Source organism: Brevibacterium sp. LS14, assembly GCF_012027885.1.
Taxonomy (GTDB): domain Bacteria; phylum Actinomycetota; class Actinomycetes; order Actinomycetales; family Brevibacteriaceae; genus Brevibacterium; species Brevibacterium casei.
In genome coordinates, this window is the sequence record NZ_SJXG01000033.1 from 33,857 (window position 1) to 52,857 (window position 19,001).

At 66.8% G+C, this 19,001-nt stretch carries 12 protein-coding genes; 7 read left to right on the forward strand and 5 right to left on the reverse strand.

Annotated features, from left to right (window positions below):
* Positions 1–18: 18 nt before the first annotated feature.
* From EZE58_RS04565 to EZE58_RS04580, 4 genes are all read right to left on the reverse strand, one after another.
* Positions 19–1,443, reverse strand: a complete 1,425-nt coding sequence (locus EZE58_RS04565; RefSeq protein WP_009376859.1) for a hypothetical protein — start codon at positions 1,441–1,443, stop codon at positions 19–21.
* Between the two features lie 50 nt (positions 1,444–1,493).
* Positions 1,494–3,833: a transglycosylase domain-containing protein gene (locus EZE58_RS04570; protein ID WP_009376861.1), complete on the reverse strand. Its 2,340-nt coding sequence runs from the start codon at positions 3,831–3,833 to the stop codon at positions 1,494–1,496.
* Positions 3,834–4,158: 325 nt separating this feature from the next.
* Complete coding sequence (locus tag EZE58_RS04575) at positions 4,159–5,865, reverse strand: AMP-binding protein (protein WP_009376862.1); 1,707 nt, start codon at positions 5,863–5,865, stop codon at positions 4,159–4,161.
* Positions 5,866–5,974: 109 nt separating this feature from the next.
* The gene (locus tag EZE58_RS04580; protein ID WP_063250373.1) at positions 5,975–7,456 is read right to left on the reverse strand and encodes a CCA tRNA nucleotidyltransferase; all 1,482 of its coding nucleotides are present in this window, start codon (positions 7,454–7,456) and stop codon (positions 5,975–5,977) included.
* Positions 7,457–7,570: 114 nt separating this feature from the next.
* On the opposite strand from EZE58_RS04580, the gene EZE58_RS04585 reads away from it, so the two are divergent.
* The 7 genes from EZE58_RS04585 (at position 7,571) to EZE58_RS04615 (ending at position 17,164) form a co-directional block, all read left to right on the forward strand.
* Positions 7,571–8,059 (forward strand): NUDIX hydrolase, encoded by a 489-nt coding sequence (locus EZE58_RS04585; protein ID WP_040341368.1) that lies wholly within the window; start codon positions 7,571–7,573, stop codon positions 8,057–8,059.
* A 42-nt stretch (positions 8,060–8,101) separates the two neighbouring features.
* Positions 8,102–10,384: a DUF6049 family protein gene (locus EZE58_RS04590; RefSeq protein ID WP_144587776.1), complete on the forward strand. Its 2,283-nt coding sequence runs from the start codon at positions 8,102–8,104 to the stop codon at positions 10,382–10,384.
* Positions 10,385–10,387: 3 nt separating this feature from the next.
* Complete coding sequence (murJ, locus tag EZE58_RS04595; RefSeq protein ID WP_063250374.1) at positions 10,388–12,001, forward strand: murein biosynthesis integral membrane protein MurJ; 1,614 nt, start codon at positions 10,388–10,390, stop codon at positions 11,999–12,001.
* Positions 12,002–12,136: 135 nt separating this feature from the next.
* Positions 12,137–14,350 carry a virulence factor MviN gene (locus EZE58_RS04600; RefSeq protein WP_144587822.1) on the forward strand — a complete coding sequence of 738 codons (2,214 nt, stop codon included), beginning with the start codon at positions 12,137–12,139 and terminating at the stop codon, positions 14,348–14,350.
* Positions 14,351–14,519: 169 nt separating this feature from the next.
* Positions 14,520–15,509 carry a thioredoxin-disulfide reductase gene (trxB, locus tag EZE58_RS04605; RefSeq protein WP_144587778.1) on the forward strand — a complete coding sequence of 330 codons (990 nt, stop codon included), beginning with the start codon at positions 14,520–14,522 and terminating at the stop codon, positions 15,507–15,509.
* 109 nt (positions 15,510–15,618) lie between these two features.
* Positions 15,619–15,936 (forward strand): thioredoxin, encoded by a 318-nt coding sequence (trxA, locus tag EZE58_RS04610; RefSeq protein WP_009376880.1) that lies wholly within the window; start codon positions 15,619–15,621, stop codon positions 15,934–15,936.
* Positions 15,937–16,027: 91 nt separating this feature from the next.
* Positions 16,028–17,164 carry a peptidoglycan-binding protein gene (locus tag EZE58_RS04615; protein WP_009376882.1) on the forward strand — a complete coding sequence of 379 codons (1,137 nt, stop codon included), beginning with the start codon at positions 16,028–16,030 and terminating at the stop codon, positions 17,162–17,164.
* 701 nt (positions 17,165–17,865) lie between these two features.
* Here the strand turns inward: EZE58_RS04615 and EZE58_RS04620 are convergent.
* Positions 17,866–18,957, reverse strand: coding sequence for an IS630 family transposase (locus EZE58_RS04620; protein WP_009376884.1), 1,092 nt, complete (start codon positions 18,955–18,957; stop codon positions 17,866–17,868).
* Between the last annotated feature and the right edge of the window lie 44 nt (positions 18,958–19,001).

Here is a 19,001-nt window from a genome sequence, read left to right on the forward strand (position 1 = left end):
TTGGCCACGGGGGCAGGGTCATTCCCTCGCCGAGGCGGTGCCCGAGTCCCCGTGTCCGCCTGAGTCTCCTTCGGCGGTCTTCCCGGCACCGCTGCCGGCCGCTCCATCATTCCCGCCGGCCGCGACGTCGGCGCGGGGGCCCGCGCCCTCGGAATCGGCATCGCCGGTGGCTGGCTCTGCCGACCGGATCCGCGGGCGCAGCCGTCCGCGCACCCGACGCCGGTAGAGGTTCTCCCCAGCGAAGACGACGACGATGATGAGGGCGAAGAGCCGCAGGAGGGAGAAGAGGGCGATGAAGGAGGGTTCGAGGCCCTTGCTCGGATCGATGCCGGTGACGTCGCCGAGTTGGATCGCAATGGCGAAGACCGCCTCGGCGAGGGCCCAGGCAATGAGCACCCACCACCGGGACACGGCGAGGGCGAGGAAGGGGAGAAGCCACAGCGAATCCCACGGCATGAGGGCGGGGGCGAGGACGAGGCACGAGCCGATGAGCAGACACGAGGTGACGGCCGGGTCGAGGCCATGCACACGCACCATGAACAGGGCGACGAGGACGCCCGCCACAAGGAGCCCGCTCGCGACGATCCACACCGTCGCCCACGTCCCGGCGTCACCGATGCGGGCCATGACGAGGATCGAGGCGAACGAGCCGCCGTCGACGGCGTCCGAGAGCCACTGGGTCACGCGACGGATCGTGGTGCCGTCGGCGACGAGGATGATCGCCGAGGCGATCGTCGCGGTGGCGATCATCATCTGCGGGTTGCGGTGCTCGAGCCGGCCCGGCGGGTAGAGCCCCGAGAGCGCGAGGGCGGCGAGGACGAGGAGAGCGAGCGGATTCTCGAACGCAGCGATCGCGAGCAGGATCCCCGCCAGCCACGGTCGCGGAGTCACCGGAGCCGGAGCGACGACGAGGACGACGGCCCAGAGACTGAGCGCGAGCGCGAGAGGGTCGAGCGTCGATCCGAGGGTGAAGAGGATGACGGGTGAGGCGAAGACGGCGACGAGCCATGCCCGCCGGCGGGCGAGGAGGAGCAACGCCACACCGAGTGCCGCGACCCCGACGACGTTGAGGAGAAGGACGAACGCCATGAACACCGAGACGTCGTCGGTGATGAGGCGGAAGACGTCGACGAGCACGCCGTCGAGGACCGAGAGACCCGAGGCTCCGCCGCGAGCGCGGCCCACCGCCTCGGGATTGAACTGCCCGAGGAACGCCGTCGACAGCGGGCCCGCGCACATCCTCGCCGAGGCGCTCGGCCGCTCGTAGCCCGAGCTCAGACACGGACCCTGGAGAGCGAGAGCGAGGAACGTCGTGATCCCGAGGATCCCCGCGAGGACGAACGCCTGCCCGCGCAGATACACGGCCGATGCGGAACCGCGGTGAATGCCGTCCGGACCGCCGAGCAGGGGCTCGGCGATCCGGGTGGCTGGAGTCGAAGGCATATTCAGAGGTTACCGGTCATCGGAGGACGACCGGCCCCCGGCGTGCGGGATCACCCGCCGGGCGCTCCGGTCGGCGGATCGATAGGAACCGGCTTCTTCGGGGGCTTAGTCGGGTCCGGTTTCTTAGGCGGCTTCGTCGGATTCTCACCGTCCCCGCCTTCGTCTGACGACCCGGTTTCGTTGCCGTCCTTGGACCCTTCATTCGACCCGTCGGCGGAGTCCTTGCCGTCGGTATCGGCGGTGGAGTCGGCGTCCTTCTCCTTGTCCTTGTCCTTGCCGGAGTCCTTCTCCTCGTCGTCCTTGGGCTTCTTCGTCGGTTCGTCGACGGGAGCCTTCTTCCGCGCGTCGTCGTCATCCTCGCGCGGCTCGCGCTTGGGCGCCGGAGGAGCGTTCGTATTGGCGGGCTTCTTCACCTCTGGCAGCTTGCCGCGCTCGGGGAAGGGTTCGACCTTCGTCCCCTCGAGGGCGTCCTTCATGTACGCCGTCCACACCTGGATCGGGAACGAACCACCGGTGACCTCGCTGCGACCGCCGTAGGCGCCGATCGGCACGGACTTGCCGTCGACCTCGCGGTAGAGGACGACCGAGGTGGCCAGCTGCGGGGTGTAGCCGGAGAACCACGCCGACTTGTTCGACGTCGAGGTACCGGTCTTGCCGGCCGCCGGGCGGCCGAGGTTCTGGGCGTAGCTGCCCGACCCGCCGTTGACGACCTGGCGCAGGGCGTAGGTGGTCTCGGCGGCGACGGCCTTGTCGAAGACCCGCTCACCCTTGGTGTCGGCCTTGTAGACCTCTTCGCCGTCCTTCGAGACCGACTCGATCGAGTGGGTCTCGTGGCGCACGCCGTTCGAAGCGAACGTCGCGTAAGCGGTGGCCATGTCGATGACCTTGACGCTCGGCGTACCGAGGACGTTGGCCGCGTTCGGGGTGAGGTCGATCGTGCAGTTGCCGGTGTCGCCCGAGGCCATCTGCTCCTTCGTGCAGTTGGGGCTCAGGCCCGCCCGCTGTGCGACGTCGACGGTCTTGTCGGGACCGACCTGGACGTTGAGCGCTGCATAGGCCGTGTTGATCGAGGACTGCGTGGCCTTGAGCAGGGTGACCGGTCCATAGCTCGAGCCGCCGAAGTTCTTCACCGGCCACGGAGTGCCGTCATTGTTGAGCGTCGTCGGGCTTCCCGGGTACCGATCGGTCAGGCGCACGCCGTTCTCGAAGCCGGCGACGAGGGCGAAGGGCTTGAACGTCGAACCCGCCTGAGCGTGTCCCTGCGTCGAGGCGTTGAACGCCTGATCGAGGTAGTTCTTGCCGCCGTAGAAGGCTTCGATGCCGCCGGTCTTCGGATCGATCGAGACGAGGCCCGCCTGCAGGCCCTTCGGCTTGTCCTTCGGCAGGTCGTTGATCGCCTGCTCGGCTTCCTTCATCCGCTTCGCGTCGAAGGTCGTGACGATGTTGTAGCCGCCGCGGTCGAGCTGCGACTCGTCGATCCCGAGCTTCGCCATGGCCTCCTTGCGGACGTACTCCCACATGTAGCCCTTCTGACCGCTGAGCGAGTCCTCCTTGCTCTGCGCCTTGACCTCGGGCATCTCGACCTGGTCGGCCTGCTCCTGGGTGATGAAGCCCTCGTCGACCATCGACTTGATGACGTAGTCGAAGCGATCCTGGTACATCTCCGGGTTCTCCGCCGGATCGGCGGCACCGGGGCGCTGGATCATCGCGGCGAGGAGCGCCGATTCGGCGAGATCGAGGTCCTTCGCGGACTTGCCGAAGTAGTTCTGCGCTGCGACCTCGACACCGTAGGAGCGGCGTCCGAGGTAGATCGTGTTGAGGTAGTTCGCGAGGATCTCGTCCTTGCTCTGCTGCTGGTCGATCTTGAGCGCGATGAACATCTCCTTGACCTTGCGGTCGAGCGAATGCTCGTTCGTCAGGTAGAAGTTCTTCACGTACTGCTGGGTGATCGTCGACCCGCCGCCGGCGTACTGGTTGGTCACGACGCCGACCACAGCGCGGGAGAGGCCCTTGATCGAGATGCCGCGGTTCTCGTAGAACGACGTGTCCTCGGCAGCGATCGCGGCCTTCTGCATCGGCTCGGAGATCTCACCGATGTCGACAGACCTCCGGTCCTCGATCTTGTAGTGGCCGATCGGGGTCTTGCCGTCGTTGTAGTAGATCGTCGACGTCTGCCCGGTCGCCTCGAGGTTGGGTTCGGGGACCTCGGTCGTCGCGTAGCCGATTGCGAACGCGATGCACGCGAGGATGATCGCACTGAGTCCGCCGACGACGAGGATGCGCAGACTGGGCAGGAAGCGCGTCCACCCGCTCACTCCGGCACGCGGATAGTTGAGCAGATTCTTCGTCTTCCTGCCTCTGGTTCCGGCTGCTTTCTCTGCCTTAGCCACCCAAGGTCCTCCAGGTCTTCTCCACGTCCCGCACTGCGATGGCGACGAGGTTCGAAAAGGTCACAAATGGATTTCAGTGTCGCACGCGTTCATTGGAACACCGTGAAAAATGCGGTTCCGCCGCGCCATGTGGCTGCTGAGCATCACCCGCTGTGAGAACGGCGCGCCTACGGCAACCCGTTCACCAGCAATTTTACATCTCTTCACGTAAAGCAAACACTCAGAGTGCGTGTTTGCTCACATTCTCCCTTGTCACAGGCACTGAAATCGCCTCGGCCGCGAGGCCGACCTCCCGTCCGCATCCCCTGTCGTGCAGCCGCCCGACTCAGCCCTTGAGGTCGAAGTCGGTGTCCGCGTACTCGGTCCCCTCGACAGCGGGTTCGCCGCTGAAGGGGTGGAGCTGATCCTCTCTCGCGCGGAGTTCGACGCGACGGATCTTGCCCGAGATCGTCTTCGGCAGCTCGGCGAACTCGAGTCGGCGGATCCGCTTGTAGGGGGCGAGGTTCTCCCGGCAGTACGCGAGGATCGAGCGCGCGGTCTCGGCATCGGGCTCGAACCCGCTGCCGACGACGACATAGGCCTTGGGGACGGCGAGACGGACCGGATCCGGGGAGGGGACCACGGCCGCCTCGGCGACGGCCTCGTGCTCGATGAGCACGCTCTCGAGTTCGAACGGGGAGAGCCGGTAGTCGCTGGCCTTGAACACGTCGTCGGCCCGCCCGACGTAGGTGATGTAGCCCTCCTCATCACGCTGCGCAACGTCGCCGGTGTGGTAGACGCCGCCCTCGAAGGCCTCAGAGGTCTTCTCGGGGTTGTTCCAGTACCCGGTGGTCAGGCCGAGCGGAGTCGGGTCGAGGCGGAGGCAGATCTCGCCCTCGTCACCCTCTTCCCCGGTGGCCGGGTCGATGAGGACGACCTCGTAGCCGGGGAGCACCTTGCCCATCGACCCGTACTTGAGCGGCTGGTCCGGGGAGTTGCCGATCTGCAGGGTCGTCTCCGTCTGTCCGTATCCGTCGCGGATGAGCACACCCCATTCGCTCTTGACCCGGTCGATGACCTCGGGGTTGAGCGGCTCACCCGCCCCGAGGGCCTTCGTCGGCGGGGTCTGCAGCTGGCCGAGGTCGGCCTGGATGAGCATCCGCCAGACCGTGGGAGGCGCGCAGAAGCTCGTCACCCCGGCCCGATCCATCGTCTCCATGAGCGCGCCGGCGTCGAACTTCGAGTAGTTAAAGAGGAACACGCACGATTCGGCGATCCACGGGGTGAAGATGTTCGACCAGGCGTGCTTCGCCCATCCGGGCGAGGCGACGTTGAGGTGGACGTCGCCGGGGGTCAGCCCCATCCAGTACATCGTCGAGAGATGTCCGACGGGGTAGGAGACATGGGTGTGGGCGACCATCTTCGCCTTCGACGTCGTGCCCGAGGTGAAGTAGAGCAGGAGCAGGTCGTCGGCGCGGGAACGGCCCTGCGGTTCGAACTCGGTGCGCTCCTCCTCGGCCTCGGCGTAGGCATAGTCCTGCTGGCGGGTCGGCTCTCCGCCGACGACGATGCGGACGACCTCGGCGTCGACGTCGTCGAACTTCGCAGCGTCCTCAGGACCGGCGACGACGAACTGGGCCCGGCCCCTCTCCACGCGGTCGCTCAGATCGATGGGGCCGAGCTGCGTCGTCGTCGGCAGGAGCACGGCGCCGAGCTTGATGCCCGCGAGCATCGTCTCCCACAGCTCGACCTGATTGCCGAGCATGACCATGACGTGGTCGCCGCGCTGGACGCCGGAGCGGCGGAGGAAGTTCGCGACCTGGTTCGAACGTGCGGCGAGCTCGGCGAAGCTCCACTTGCCCTCCGACCCGTCCTGTTCGACGATCCACAGCGCAGGATCGTCGTTGTCCTCGGCGATCCGGTCGAACCAGTCGATGCCGAAGTTGAAGTGCGAGAAGCGCGGCCACTCGAAGTTCTCACGGGCAGCGTCGTAGTCGCTGCGGAGCTCGATGAGCCGGTCCCTGGCCGCCCGGAACTCGTCAGTCACAGTCATTGCGGTCTCCTCGTGGTCGCTGCTCGCGCGTCGCCTGTGACGGCGCACACATTCTCACGACTCCGAAGTTACCAGGCGGCGGCCGCCCCCGTAGAGGCGGGGGGCGGTGTCACTCCTTCGGGGCGTTCTCCGCCCACCAGGCCCGCAGCATCTCCTCGGCCCGCTCCTCGCCGAGCGGTCCGTGCTCGAGGCGCATCTCGAGGAGGTGCTTGTAGGCCCGCCCGACGAGCGGAGAGGGTTCGATGCCGAGGATCTCCATGATCCGCCGACCGTCGAGGTCGGGCCGGATCGCCGCGAGCTCCTCCTGCTCGGCGAGCGCGGTGATCCTCGACTCGAGATCGTCGTAGGCGAACGCGAGCCGGTCGGCCTTCTTCCGGTTCCGCGTCGTGACATCGGCACGGGTGAGGATGTGGAGGCGGGTGAGCAGAGCTCCGGCATCGGTGACGTAGCGGCGCACGGCAGCGTCCGTCCACCCCGCATCCCCGTAGCCGTAGAAGCGCAGATGGAGTTCGACGAGGCGGCAGACGGCTTTCGTCGTGTCCTTGTCGAAACGCAGGGCCTTCATCCGCTTCGCCGTGAGCTTCGCGCCGACGACATCGTGGTGGTAGAAGGTCACGGCACCGCCAGGGAGGAAGTTCCTCGTCGCGGGCTTCCCCACATCGTGCATGAGGGCGGCGAAGCGGACGACGAAGTCGGGTTCGGGCAGGTGCTGTGGGTCGGCGGCCTCGACTCCGGCCTCCCGCTGCCTCGCGGCATAGGCGGCCTCAAGGTCGACGGCCTGCCGGAGCACGGTGAGACTGTGCTGGTAGACGTCCTTGTGCCGGTGGTGCTCGTCGGTCTCGAGCCGCAGCCCCGCCACCTCGGGCAGGACATGGTCGGCGATCCCGGTGCGCACGAGCAGGTCGATCCCGGCGGCGGGATCGACGCCGGTGATGAGCTTGACGAGTTCGACCTGGATGCGTTCGGCGGAGACGATGGCGATCCGGTCGGCCATCTCCGTCATCGCCGCCTCGACACCGGGATCGACGTCGAGTCCGAGCTGTGAGGTGAAGCGCGCGGCGCGCATCATCCGCAGCGGATCGTCGGAGAACGAGTCCGCCGGGGTTCCGGGTGTCCGGATCCGGCCGGCCATGAGGTCGTCGAAGCCCTGGTAGGGGTCGACGAAGGTCTTCTGGGGCAGGCGCACGGCCATCGCCCCGATCGTGAAGTCGCGGCGGACGAGGTCGGCGTCGAGGTCGGTGCCGAAGCGGACGACGGGCTTGCGCGAATCGGGCTCGTACGCCTCGGCGCGGTAGGTCGTGATCTCGATCTGCACCCCGGACTTCATCGCTCCGATCGTGCCGAACTCCCGGCCGATGTCCCAATGGGCATCGGCCCAGTCGACGATGAGGGCGAGGATGTCGTCGGGGCGGGCGTCGGTGGTGAAGTCGAGGTCGGGCATCGGCCGTCCCATGAGCGCGTCGCGCACCGAGCCGCCGACGAGGGCGAGCTCGAATCCCGCCTCGGCGAATCGACTGCCGAGCGGACCGAGGATGTCGTCGAGCTCATCGAGCTTGTCGTACAGCCGCACATGCGCGCTCTGCGGGTCCACCGAACTCCTGACTCTTGGGGTAAGCCGGCCTGCGGGCACGGCGATCGAGCAACCTCCAGCCTACCGGGAGCGCGTCAAGCGGGACTTCCAAGAATCGCCCATTAAGGTAGGAGAATGACCACACCGATGCCCAAACCGGGACCGCGGGCATCCCGACGCACCACGGTCGAGGAGACATCCGCCGGGGGCATCGTCGTCGACTTCTCCAGTCAGGATCTCAGTGTGGCCGTCATCGCCCGACTCAACCGCGCAGGGCGTCTCGAGTGGTGCCTGCCCAAAGGGCATCTCGAAGGGGAGGAGACCGCCGCCGAGGCGGCCCGCCGTGAGGTCGAGGAGGAGACCGGGATCCTCGGCCAGGTCATCTGCCCGCTCGGTACCGTCGACTACTGGTTCACGGTGACCGGGATCCGCATCCACAAACTCGTCCACCACTTCCTGCTCCGCGCGAGGTCCGGCACGCTCACGGTCGACAACGATCCCGACCAGGAGGCCGTCGACGCCGCCTGGGTGCCCTTCGACGAGCTGCGGACGCGATTGTCGTTCGCCAACGAACGCCGTATCGTCGCCGCTGCCCGTCCCATGGTCCGTGAGTGGGAGATGTGAGGGCGGTGTGCCTGTGTGCCGCATGACGAACGAAATGGAACAGTGAACAGCTTCACCCCCGCGCGCGTCCTCTTCGCGCTGCTGACTGCGACCCTGCTGCTGGCAGGGTCGGTCTTCGCCCTCCCCCTGGCCGCGGCGGCTTCCGGCGGCCAGAGCGGCGAGAATGCGAGCGGCGCGGCCGACGGCGGCGACGCCGACGGCGGGAGATCCGGCACCGGCGTGTCGATGCGACTCGATGAGATCACTCCGTGGCTCGACGACAAGGGCACCCTGACCGTGCGCGGAACGGTGACGAACTCGACGGACACGGCGATCGTCGATCCGCAGCTGCGCCTCGGCATGTCGCTGCGCACCCTCGACTCCGAATACCGCATCGAAGCGTGGAAGACCGATCAGTCCCGGCACCGGGTCGTCGCCGATCTCAACAGCGACGGGCCGGAGGCGAGGAAGCAGGCCGAGAAGCAGGGCGGTGACGATGCCGATCCGGTCACCTCGGTGGATGCGACCTTCGCCAAGGAACTCGCCCCGGGGTCCACGGGCGAGTTCACGATCACGGTGCCCGCCGACCAGCTCGGTCTGCGCGCGTCCTCCCCGAACTCCTCGTGGGGGTCCCGTGGACTGAGCGTGCAGATCCGCGACGCCTCCGGGGCGCTGGCCACCGGAGTGGGCTTCACGACGTGGTATCCGAACCCGAAGTTCGATCGCACAGCGATCAGCTTCCTCGCCCCGGTCACCCTGCCCGGCTACACCACCGACGGCCTCATCGGCCCCGACGAGCTCGATGCCGCGATCGCCGAGGACGGAGCGCTGACGAACGCCGCCCGGGCGTTCGAGGACCCCAAGGTGGCCATCGCCCTCGACCCCAGGGTCGTCGCCTCGTTCGAGGCCGCCGTGGCAGAACCCCCCGCCGAGGACGGCGAGGAAGAGGAGACCGGTGCGCCCTCCCCGCCGCCGAGCCCTGGTGAGACCGCAGCCGCCGAAGGCCCCGACGAGCGGGAGGAGCAGCGCAAGCGCCTCGACGCGTGGTACCGCGAGTTCCTCGCGACCGCAGAGACCCGCACGGTGCTCGCCCTGCCCTTCGGCGATCCCGATCAGAACTCGCTCACCGGCGAGGAGCTCGACGACCTCGGTGCCTTCGCGGAGAAGGAGAAGAGCATCGTCAAGGATGTCCTTCCGAATGCCCGCACGGACATCGCGTGGCCGATCGCCGGCACCGCGGACCGTGCGGACCTCCGCGCCCTGCAGAAGGCGGGGAATTCGACGGTCATCCTCGATGACGTCCAGCAGCCTCCCACCTCAGGCATCCGCGAGGACGCGCATTCGGTGACCCGGACGACCTCAGACGGGCAGTCGGCCGTCGAGACGCTCATCTCCGACTCGGCCCTGACCCGGCTGAGCGCCGACGTCATCAACGCCGAGGCACCGCCGGCGGCGATGAGCGAACTCGTCGCCACGACCGCGGCGATCCAGTCAGAGGCGCCCAACCGGTCACGGCACCTGCTCGTGCCTCTGCCGCGCACGACCGCCTCGGCGGGGTGGGAGTCGACAGTGAAGACCGTGACCGGAACCCCCTGGATCGAAGCGGCCGGTCTCGATGCCCTGCTCGAGAGCGATCCCGAACCGCGGGGCCTGCTCCAGAAGGCGACGGATCCCGAGCGGATCGCCACGAGCACGCTCGAGGGGATCGCCGAGGTCCGGACCACGGAGTCGAAGTTCAACAGCGCGTTCTCCGATCCTGAGGCCGCGAACACGCGCCTCGACCGGTCCCTGCTCGCGTGCACCTCGGTCGCGTGGACCCTCGGCGGGGATTCGTCGACGTGCCTGGCGAAGGCGCAGCAGACGAGCCGGGCGCAGATGGACGGCCTCTACCTCGAGAAGGGCTCCTCGGTGCTCCTCGTCACCGGGGAGAAGACGACGATCCCGGTGACGATCGTCAACGACACCAACGCCGAGGCGACGCTCAGGCTGCAGATGAAACCGCAGACCCCGCAGCTGCGGGCCCAGACCACGGAGACCGTCGCCGTCCCACCCGCAGAGACGATGCGCGTCGACGTCCCCGTCGAGGGGCTCGCGAACGCCGACGTGCCCACGACCATCGAGATGGTCACCGCCGACGGCGTCGTCCTGCCCAGGGACGCCTCACTGCTCGTGCGGGTCCGCGCGGACTGGGAGAACATCGGCACCGCGGTCGTCGGATTGGCGCTCGCGGCCGTGTTCGTGATCGGCTTGGTCAAGTCCGTGTCCCGCGGACGGCGGAAGATCCCCGAACAGCAGCTGGCGGCGGCGGTCGCCCGCGCGAAGAACGACGAACCGGAGAAGAGGTAGGACGTGGCGAACTTCTCGAGCCTGGCGCGATCCTCGGCGATCATGACCGCCGGCACCCTGACCTCGCGCATCCTCGGCCTCGTCAAGGCCTCCCTGCTCGCCACCGCGATCGGCATCACCGCCGTCCAGGCCGACGCCTTCGACGTCGCGAACAAGGTCCCGAACACCCTCTACATGCTGCTCGCCGGCGGCGTCGTCAACGCCGTGCTCGTTCCCCAGCTCGTGCGCGCGACGAAGCGCGAGGACGGCGGACGCGACTACACGAACCGCCTCCTCACGCTCTCCTTCCTCCTGCTCGCGATCGTCAGCGTCGTCGCGACGCTCGCCGCCCCGATCCTCGTGTGGCTCTACTCCTCGGGGTGGAGTCCTGAGCAGATGGCGCTGGCCACGGCGTTCGCATACTGGTGTCTGCCGCAGCTCTTCTTCTACGGCCTCTACACGCTGCTCGGCCAGGTCCTCAACGCGAAGTCGTCGTTCGGTCCCTACATGTGGGCGCCGGTGCTCAACAACATCGTCGCGATCGCCGGACTCCTCGTCTTCATCGTCGTCTTCGGCACGAACACCGCCTCACCGCACACGCTCGACACGTGGACGCCCGAGAAGATCGCGCTCATGGGCGGGTCGGCCACCCTCGGCGTCGCAGCCCAGGCGCTCATCCTCATCTGGCCGCTCAAGCGGATCGGCTTCAGGTACCGGCCGACCTTCGGCTTCCGCGGCGTCGGCCTCGGCACGGCCGGCAAGGTCGCCTTCTGGACGTTCGCGGCGATGCTCATCGGCCAGCTCGGCTTCCTCATCATCTCCCGCGTCGCCGCCGGCGCCTCGGTGCCCGGCGAGGGGAACGCCTCGAACGCGGCGTACACGAACGCCTACCTCGTCTTCATGCTGCCGCACTCCCTCATCGCGGTCTCGCTCGCCACCGCCCTCTTCACCTCACTGAGCAGGAACGCCGCCGAGCACGACACCGAGGCGGTGAAGTCCGACTTCTCGATGGGCGTGCGCATGGTCGGGCTCGTCAACTCCTTCGCCGTGGCCGCCCTCGTCGTCCTCGCCTCTCCGGTGGCGATGATCATCGCCGGGGCCGGGCGGGAACAGGCGATGGCCGTCGGGCTCGTCATCATCACGATGGTCTTCGGGCTCATCCCGTTCAGCGCGAACTACCTCGCCCAGCGCGTGTTCTACGCGTACGAGGACGCGCGCACGCCGTTCTTCATCCAGCTGCCGCAGATCGTCTTCCAGTCCCTCGCCGTCCTCTCGGCGTCGATCTTCCCGAAGTCCGTGACGGTGGCGATCATCGGCCTCGTCATGAGCCTCGGCTACCTCTTCGCGATGATCCTCTCATTCGCAATCCTCTCCAAACGCCTCGGCGACATCGACGTCCGCACGATTGCGAAGGCGCATGTGAAGTTCCTCCTCGCCGCGCTCGCTGCGGGACTCGCCGGCTACGGGCTCCTCCTCTTCTTCCCGGACTTCGCACTCTCCGGGCGATGGCAGGCCTTCGTCGCCACCGCGGGAGTCGGCACGGTCATGCTCATCGTCTACGTCGGAGCCTGCTTTCTGCTCCGAGTCCGAGAGTTGCATTCGATTATTGGCCTCGCAGCTGGAAAACTTAGGAGATAGTCAGTCCTCGTCCGTCCCGCCGCCCCGGAGGTGATCCCCCTGATCGATATCGAACCCGGCATGGTCGTTGCCGGTCGCTATGTCGTATCAACGGTTGACCGCCCGTGGTTGGAGGACAGGCCCGAGGTCGGTGCGGTGTGCACCGCCCTCGACGCGATCCTCGACGAACCGGTCCTCATCCACGTCGCCGACGCCTCAGGCGGCTCCGACGTCCTCGAAGCCGCACGCCGGGTATCGATCCTCGGCGACCCGCGGATCGCCCCGACGCTCGACGTCGGGAACTCGAACGGGCTCGACTACGTCGTCTCGACGCGCATCGCCGTCACCCCGCTCGGCTCCATCCTCCCGAAGACGCCGCTTCCCATCGACGCCGCCCGCGCGCTCATCGGGGAGGTCGGCACGGTCCTCGTCACCTCGGCGAGGCGAGGTCTCTTCCACATGTTCCTCCGCCCGAGCGTCGTCGGCATCAACGCGAACGGCGGGATCCTTCTCTCGGGAATCGGCATCGATGCCGCGCTCGCGCTCGGCAACGGCGTCATCGACCCCGACGACTACACGCCCACGGCAGCCTCCCGGCAGGACGCCCTCGACCTCGTCCGCCTCTTCTACGCAGCGGTCACCGGATACTGGCCGGGCGAAGAGGGCAAGGACGGCATCCCCGCAGCGCCCCGCGAGAACTCGCGGATCGCGCGGGCGAAGTCACTCAACCCGGAGATCCCCGCCGAACTCGACGACTTCGTCAGCGGTGTGCTCACAGGCGCCGATCCCGGTCCCGGGTCCGTCGCCGAGGTGCTCGGATTCCTCGACGAATGGGACGCCGAGCTGCTGCGCTACGTCAACCGCACGCCCGCAGCCGAGAACGACAAGCTCTTCGACGAGTCCCCGTCGAGCTTCGACGAGGCGACGAAGCTGCCGAGTCCGGGTCCGGCGCCGCTCGGCGGGTCGACATCGCAGGCCAGCGACGACCAGGTCAAGGCGGCTCTGGTGCGCATCGGCATCACCCGTCCTGGGACCCGTGGCCTGGCTGCCGGTGTCGTCGGACGCACGACCGGTCGCTACGCGGAGCGCATGCAGATGCGACAGGCCTCGAGCTTCCCGATCGGCGCGGAGCAGATCGACAACGCCGCGAAGGACTGGGACGAGTGGTCCCCCGAGCAGACGTACTCGGAGTACTCCGGCTACTCCGCGCATGAGTACGACGAGAATCTCACGACCCCGATCCTCAACCGCGATGAACCCGACCCTGACACGCAGGCGATGGACATCGTCGCCGTCGACGAGGAGGACGACGACAACGACACCCGCGTGATCATCGACGACGAAGACGACGGTTCGTGGTTCCTCGGCGGGATGTTCGAGACCTCGGAGCAGCAGCGCGAGCACCAGCTGCGCGAATACGAACGCGAGCGCCGCATCGCCCGCGCGAAGGAGGAGGAGGCCAGGCGCCGCCTCGCCGCCCTCGATGCCTCGGCTGCCGCGCGGCGCGAGGAAGCCGAAGCAGCGGCCCCGCCGAAGCAGGTGCGCAGGCTCTCCCCGGAGACCGTCGACCAGGGCGAAAGCGGGACCGCGGCCGCCGGGACCGCGGCGGCCGGCGTGGGCGCGGCAGCGGCGGGAGCCGGTGGACCCGGGAACACCGCACCGACGAGCTCAGCACCCACCGGAGGGTCCGGGCACGGGAACGGTGGGGCCGCCTCGGCGAGCAGCCTGGCGTCCGCCCCCGGGGAGGACCCGCGGGAGACCCGAGCCCGAACGCGGAAGCCCTTCGCCCTCCTCGTCCTCGGTCTCCTCGTCGTCGCCGCAGTGATCATCGGCATCATCGTCGTCAATCTCAATTCGGGACAGGACGAGCCGACGGCGACACCCGAGACTGCGGCTCCGAGCGAACCCGCGGAAGACAGTCCGGCCGAGGAGGAACCGAAGGCCGAGCCCCCGAAGATCGCCGAGGTCTCCGCACTCGATCCCGAGGGCGACGACAAGGAGAACGACGACCGCGCCGGCGACGTCGTCTCCGGCGAGAAGGGGTCGTGGCGGACGGATCGCTACAACTCGGCGAAGTTCGGCAACCTCAAGTCCGGGGTCGGCCTGCTCTTCGAGCTCGAGAAGTCGGCGACCGTCAATGAGGTCACCGTGAAGTCCTCGACTTCCGGGGGAAAGTTCGAGATCCTCAACGGCTCCGATCCCACCTCGGCGAAGAAGGTCGGCGAGGGCGAGTTCGAAAAGGGCGACGACGGGGTGACCGTCAAGCTCGATGAGGGCGTGGAGACCGATTCTCTCATCCTGTGGATCACCCAGCTGCCCAAGGATGACGGCGGGTACCGAGCCACCATCAGCACCGTCGACCTCGCCTGAGCGGTCGCGGTCGGCCACGTCAGCCGGTGGACCACCTCGGCGGGGGTGCCCGGACGACGGCCGCAGGCGACCGCTGCCTGCGGAATAGTCGCCGTCGGGCTGCCGTTACCACTAGGCTAGGAATCCAGCGTCAGCACGGCGCACGAGACTACGACAGGGAACGCACAACATGACTGACACACAACTGGTGATCATCGGGTCCGGTCCGGCCGGATACACGGCCGCCGTCTACGCCGCCCGAGCCAACCTGTCACCTGTGGTCATCGCGGGATCCGTGACCGCCGGCGGTGAGCTCATGAACACCACCGACGTCGAGAACTACCCCGGGTTCCCCGCGGGGATCCAAGGTCCCGAGCTCATGGAGGCCATGCGCGAGCAGGCCGAACGCTTCGGAGCCGAGGTCGTCTACGACGACGTCGAGACGCTCAAGCTCAACCCCGGAGCCCATCAGATCGAAACCGCCCTCGGCGCGCGCTACACCGCCAAGGCCGTCATCCTCGCCACCGGCTCCGCCTACCGCGAGCTCGGACTGCCGAACGAGAAGAAGCTCTCCGGCCACGGGGTGAGCTGGTGCGCGACCTGCGACGGCTTCTTCTTCCGCGACCAGCACATCGCCGTCGTCGGGGGCGGCGACTCCGCCCTCGAGGAGGCGACGTTCCTCACTCGCTTCGCGTCGAAGGTCACGCTCATCCATCGCAGGCAGGAGCTCCGTGCCTCCCAGGCCATGCAGGATCGTGCGCGCGCCGATGAGAAGCTCGAGTTCCTCCTCGACACCGAGGTGGCGGAGATCCATGGAGACGAGGCTCTCACCGGGCTGACGGTCCGCAACACCGTCACGGGAGAGACCTCCGAACTTCCGGTCACCGGTCTGTTCGTCGCGATCGGGTCCGACCCGCGCACGAGCCTCTTCGCCGAGCAGCTGCCCCTGCGCGCCGACGGCTACCTCGAGGTGGAAGGCCGCTCGTCGAAGACCGCCGTCGAAGGCGTCTTCGCCGCCGGCGACGTCATCGACTCCGTGTACCGTCAGGCGATCACCGCAGCCGGGTCCGGCTGTGCGGCCGCCCTCGACGCGGAGAACTACCTCGCCGATCTCGAGGCCTCAGAGCAGCTCGAAGCCGACGGCGACCACGAAGCCTCCGTCGAGGTCATGAACGCCTGACGGAGGCGGGTGCACCAGGCTCCGGAGTCTGCCTGCGCCCTGGGGGAATGAAACCCCCGCACACGCTGTTCTCGGTAGAGACAGACCACCGCCAGCAGAAAGGGAGCTCATGACGACCGAAGTCACTGATGCCACGTTCGATGAGACCGTCCTCAAGTCCGATAAGCCCGTCCTCGTCGACTTCTGGGCCCCGTGGTGCGGCCCGTGCCGCATGGTCAGCCCCATCGTCGACCAGATCGCCGACGAGAACTCCGACAAGCTCACCGTCGTCAAGGTCAACACCGACGACAACCTCGAGACCGCGAGCAAGTACGGGATCACCTCGATCCCGGCACTCTACGTCTTCAAGGACGGCGAGGTCGCCAAAACGATCATCGGTGCCCGTCCCAAGCCGGCGCTGGAGGAAGAGCTCGCAGAGTTCATCTGATCAAGTTCCAAGGCGCCTGTTGTAATATCAACAGGCGCCTTCGGCGTATTCCCCTCGGAAACACACCCCAGAGAAGCAGATTGGCACGACATTGAATCACCACGGACGCCCCCAGTTCAGGAACGGGGACACCTCAGAGGTCCTCCCTGCGATCAAATCGCAGATGGCGCGTCTCGGTCTCACTGTCGGCGATGCCCACACCCAGGACTTCGATCGTCCCTTCGAGCTCGCCGTCCGGCAGTTCCAGCAGACCAGGGGAATCCTCTGCGACGGTGTGCTCGGCACTGAGACGTTCGCAGAGCTCGAACGGGCCCGGTACCAGCTCGGGGACCGTGTGCTCCGCTTTGACCCCGTCAAGGTCCTCACAGGGGATGATGTGCTCTCGTTGCAGCGCACCTTGTCGGGATTGGGGTTCTACGCCGGCCGAATCGACGCCGAATACGGTGCCACCACCGAAGCGGCGGTCAAGGAGCTGCAACGTGGTCTCGGAACCAAGGTCGACGGCGTCGCAGGACCGCAGACGCTGCGTGGACTCTCTGCGGTCGATCGCAAGCAGAGCACGGGCAACCTCTTCGCCCTCGAGGAGCACGCTCGAGTCGCGGCGTCGGGAACATCGCTCGCCGGACGCACTTTCGTCATCGAAGCGGCGACGACGATCGCGGACTTCGTCACCCTGCCGATGAACGAGGAGCAGAGCAGGCTCGAGAGGGAAGTCACTACAGATGTAGCACGTCGCTTGGCAGGGCGCCTGGAGGCCGTCGGCGCTGGTGCCGTCCTCCTCGACGGCGATGCTGCCGAGATCAATGCGGCCGATCAGCTGGGCGCATCGGCCGTCGTCACCGTCACCGCCGACGTCAGTCGGTCGCCCGGCGCGAACGGTCTCGCGACGTTCTATTTCGGGCACGAGGAACATCCGGACATCAACTCACCGGTAGGGGCCCGTCTCGCGGGCCTCATCCAGAGTGAGATCACCGCGCGTACGGGAATGCAGGACTGCCGATCCCACGCTCGCACGTGGTCGTCACTCAAGCGCCTCCGCACACCCAAGGTCCACGTGGTCACCGGGTACCTCACGAACGAAGGCGATCGACGCAACCTCGAAGACCCTGCGGTCCGCGACGCCATCGCGGATGGCATCGCTGCAGCGCTGCAGCGTCTCTACGTCAGAGAGGACTCGGATCCCGAGACCGGTACCCTCAGCCTCGCCGAGATCAAGGCCTACGGCTGAGGATCGCTGATCGGTTCGGCGTTCATCCATTCGCTTCCCGTTCGTGTGATCCACGAATCGACAAGATCCCGATTCTGATTCGCCCCGTTGGCCGAGTACTGGTGCTGGGCCCGGCCCTCGAGGTCATCGACCGTCTCCGATCAGATATCGGTCAAGCAGAGCGCAGAATCGGCCCCATGTCATAATTGCCCCGGGTCATAGGCGCTGTGCGTGATACCCGACGGCAAACAACCGGCGGTCGTCCATTATGCCGACGATGACTTCCCTTGCATAGACCCGCTTCACGGGCCGCGCCGATACGCCTACTCAGATTCCTATGCCGCCACCACCCAAACCTTCCGTTTTACCACCACACGAACACCGTTTCCGCCGGTCAGCTCATGGCGGACGCAGCCACTTATGAGGCGGAGATGGGTATGGAGGGACGAGGCTTCCGTTTCACGTGGAACCAAGGCCCAATCACACCCCAAAAGTTCCGACATCCACGGCTCATTCTCGTCGGCGGGCGCCCACAGAGTCGATCCCTCGGTTGACTAAACCGGTCAAGTAGTCGGCAGACGACAAGCATTTTCTCCCTCCGCCAGCGACATCGTTCGGCTGAAAATCGCCCGTGCGCCAGTGCGTGTGATTCTGTCTTCAGTTGCTCATACCATGTGGAACCATGTGGATGTACGATCTGCCGTAGCGATTCCACTCAGTCGCTAGTGTCCCGCGCCGTTGATTCGTTGTAGAAGTCGTCCGATGGAGGTGAGAATCTCGTCGGCGGTCTTGGTCCAGATGAAGGGTTTCGGGTTCTCGTTCCATGCTTTGATCCAGCCGCGGAGGTCTTTCTCCAGTGCTTGCACGCTGCGGTGATCTGAGCGTTGGAGGAGTTCGCGGGTGACTTCGGCGAAGAGCCGCTCGACTTGATTGATCCACGATGAGTACGTCGGCGTGAAGTGCATGTGGAACCGGGGGTGCTTTTCGACCCACGCTGTCACGGCCGGGTGCTTGTGTGTGCCGTAGTTGTCGCAGACAACATGCACATCCAGATGCTCGGGCACGTTCTGATCGATTTTCTGCAGAAACTTCTTGAACTCCACCGCACGGTGTCGGCGATGGGTGGACGCGATCACCGTGCCGTCAGCGACATTCATCGCCGCGAACAGGCTCGTCGTGCCGTGTCGGAAGTAGTCGTGCGTGCGCTTTTCGGGCATGCCCGGCATCATCGGGAACGCGGGCTGTGACCGCGACAGCGCCTGCACTTGAGATTTTTCATCCACCGAAAGAACGACGGCGGATTCGGGCGGGTCGAGGTAGAGGCCGACGATGTCGTAGACCTTCTCCACGAACAGCGGGTCGTTAGAGAGCTTGAATCCGTCCGCCTGGTGAGGTCTCAAACCGAACGCCTTCCATACCCGTCCGATCGTGGACTTCGACAGTCCGGTGCGCTCGGCCATCTTCGCCCGCGACCAATGCGTCGCGTTCGCGGGCGTCGACTCCAGCGTCGCGACCACGACATCCTCGACCTGCTCCGCAGTGATCGTCGCCGGGCGCCCCGGGCGAGGATCATCAACGAGACCGTCCAGACGGGCCTCCACGAACCGAGAGCGCCACTTCGTCACCGTGGGATCCGAGCAACCCACCAACGCGGCCACGTCCTTGTTCGACATGCCATCCCCACACGCCAACACGATCCGCGAGCGCAACGCGAGCGCCTGAGACGACTTACGACGCCGAGTCCAGCGCTCAAGCTGCTCCCGCTCCTCATCCGTCAGGATCAGTTCGGCCTTGGGTCGTCCAGTTCGCGCCATACTCCAATCCTACAACTTACAGACCGAATTTAAGGCGCAGGACA

Excerpts from the sequence above, each read along its gene's own strand:
- EZE58_RS04565 (WP_009376859.1), bottom strand. The coding sequence starts at position 1,443 with ATGCCTTCGACTCCAGCCACCCGGATCGCCGAGCCCCTGCTCGGCGGT.
- EZE58_RS04575 (WP_009376862.1), bottom strand. The coding sequence starts at position 5,865 with ATGACTGTGACTGACGAGTTCCGGGCGGCCAGGGACCGGCTCATCGAG.
- EZE58_RS04585 (WP_040341368.1), top strand. The coding sequence starts at position 7,571 with ATGACCACACCGATGCCCAAACCGGGACCGCGGGCATCCCGACGCACC.
- trxB (WP_144587778.1), top strand. The coding sequence starts at position 14,520 with ATGACTGACACACAACTGGTGATCATCGGGTCCGGTCCGGCCGGATAC.
- trxA (WP_009376880.1), top strand. The coding sequence starts at position 15,619 with ATGACGACCGAAGTCACTGATGCCACGTTCGATGAGACCGTCCTCAAG.
- EZE58_RS04620 (WP_009376884.1), bottom strand. The coding sequence starts at position 18,957 with ATGGCGCGAACTGGACGACCCAAGGCCGAACTGATCCTGACGGATGAG.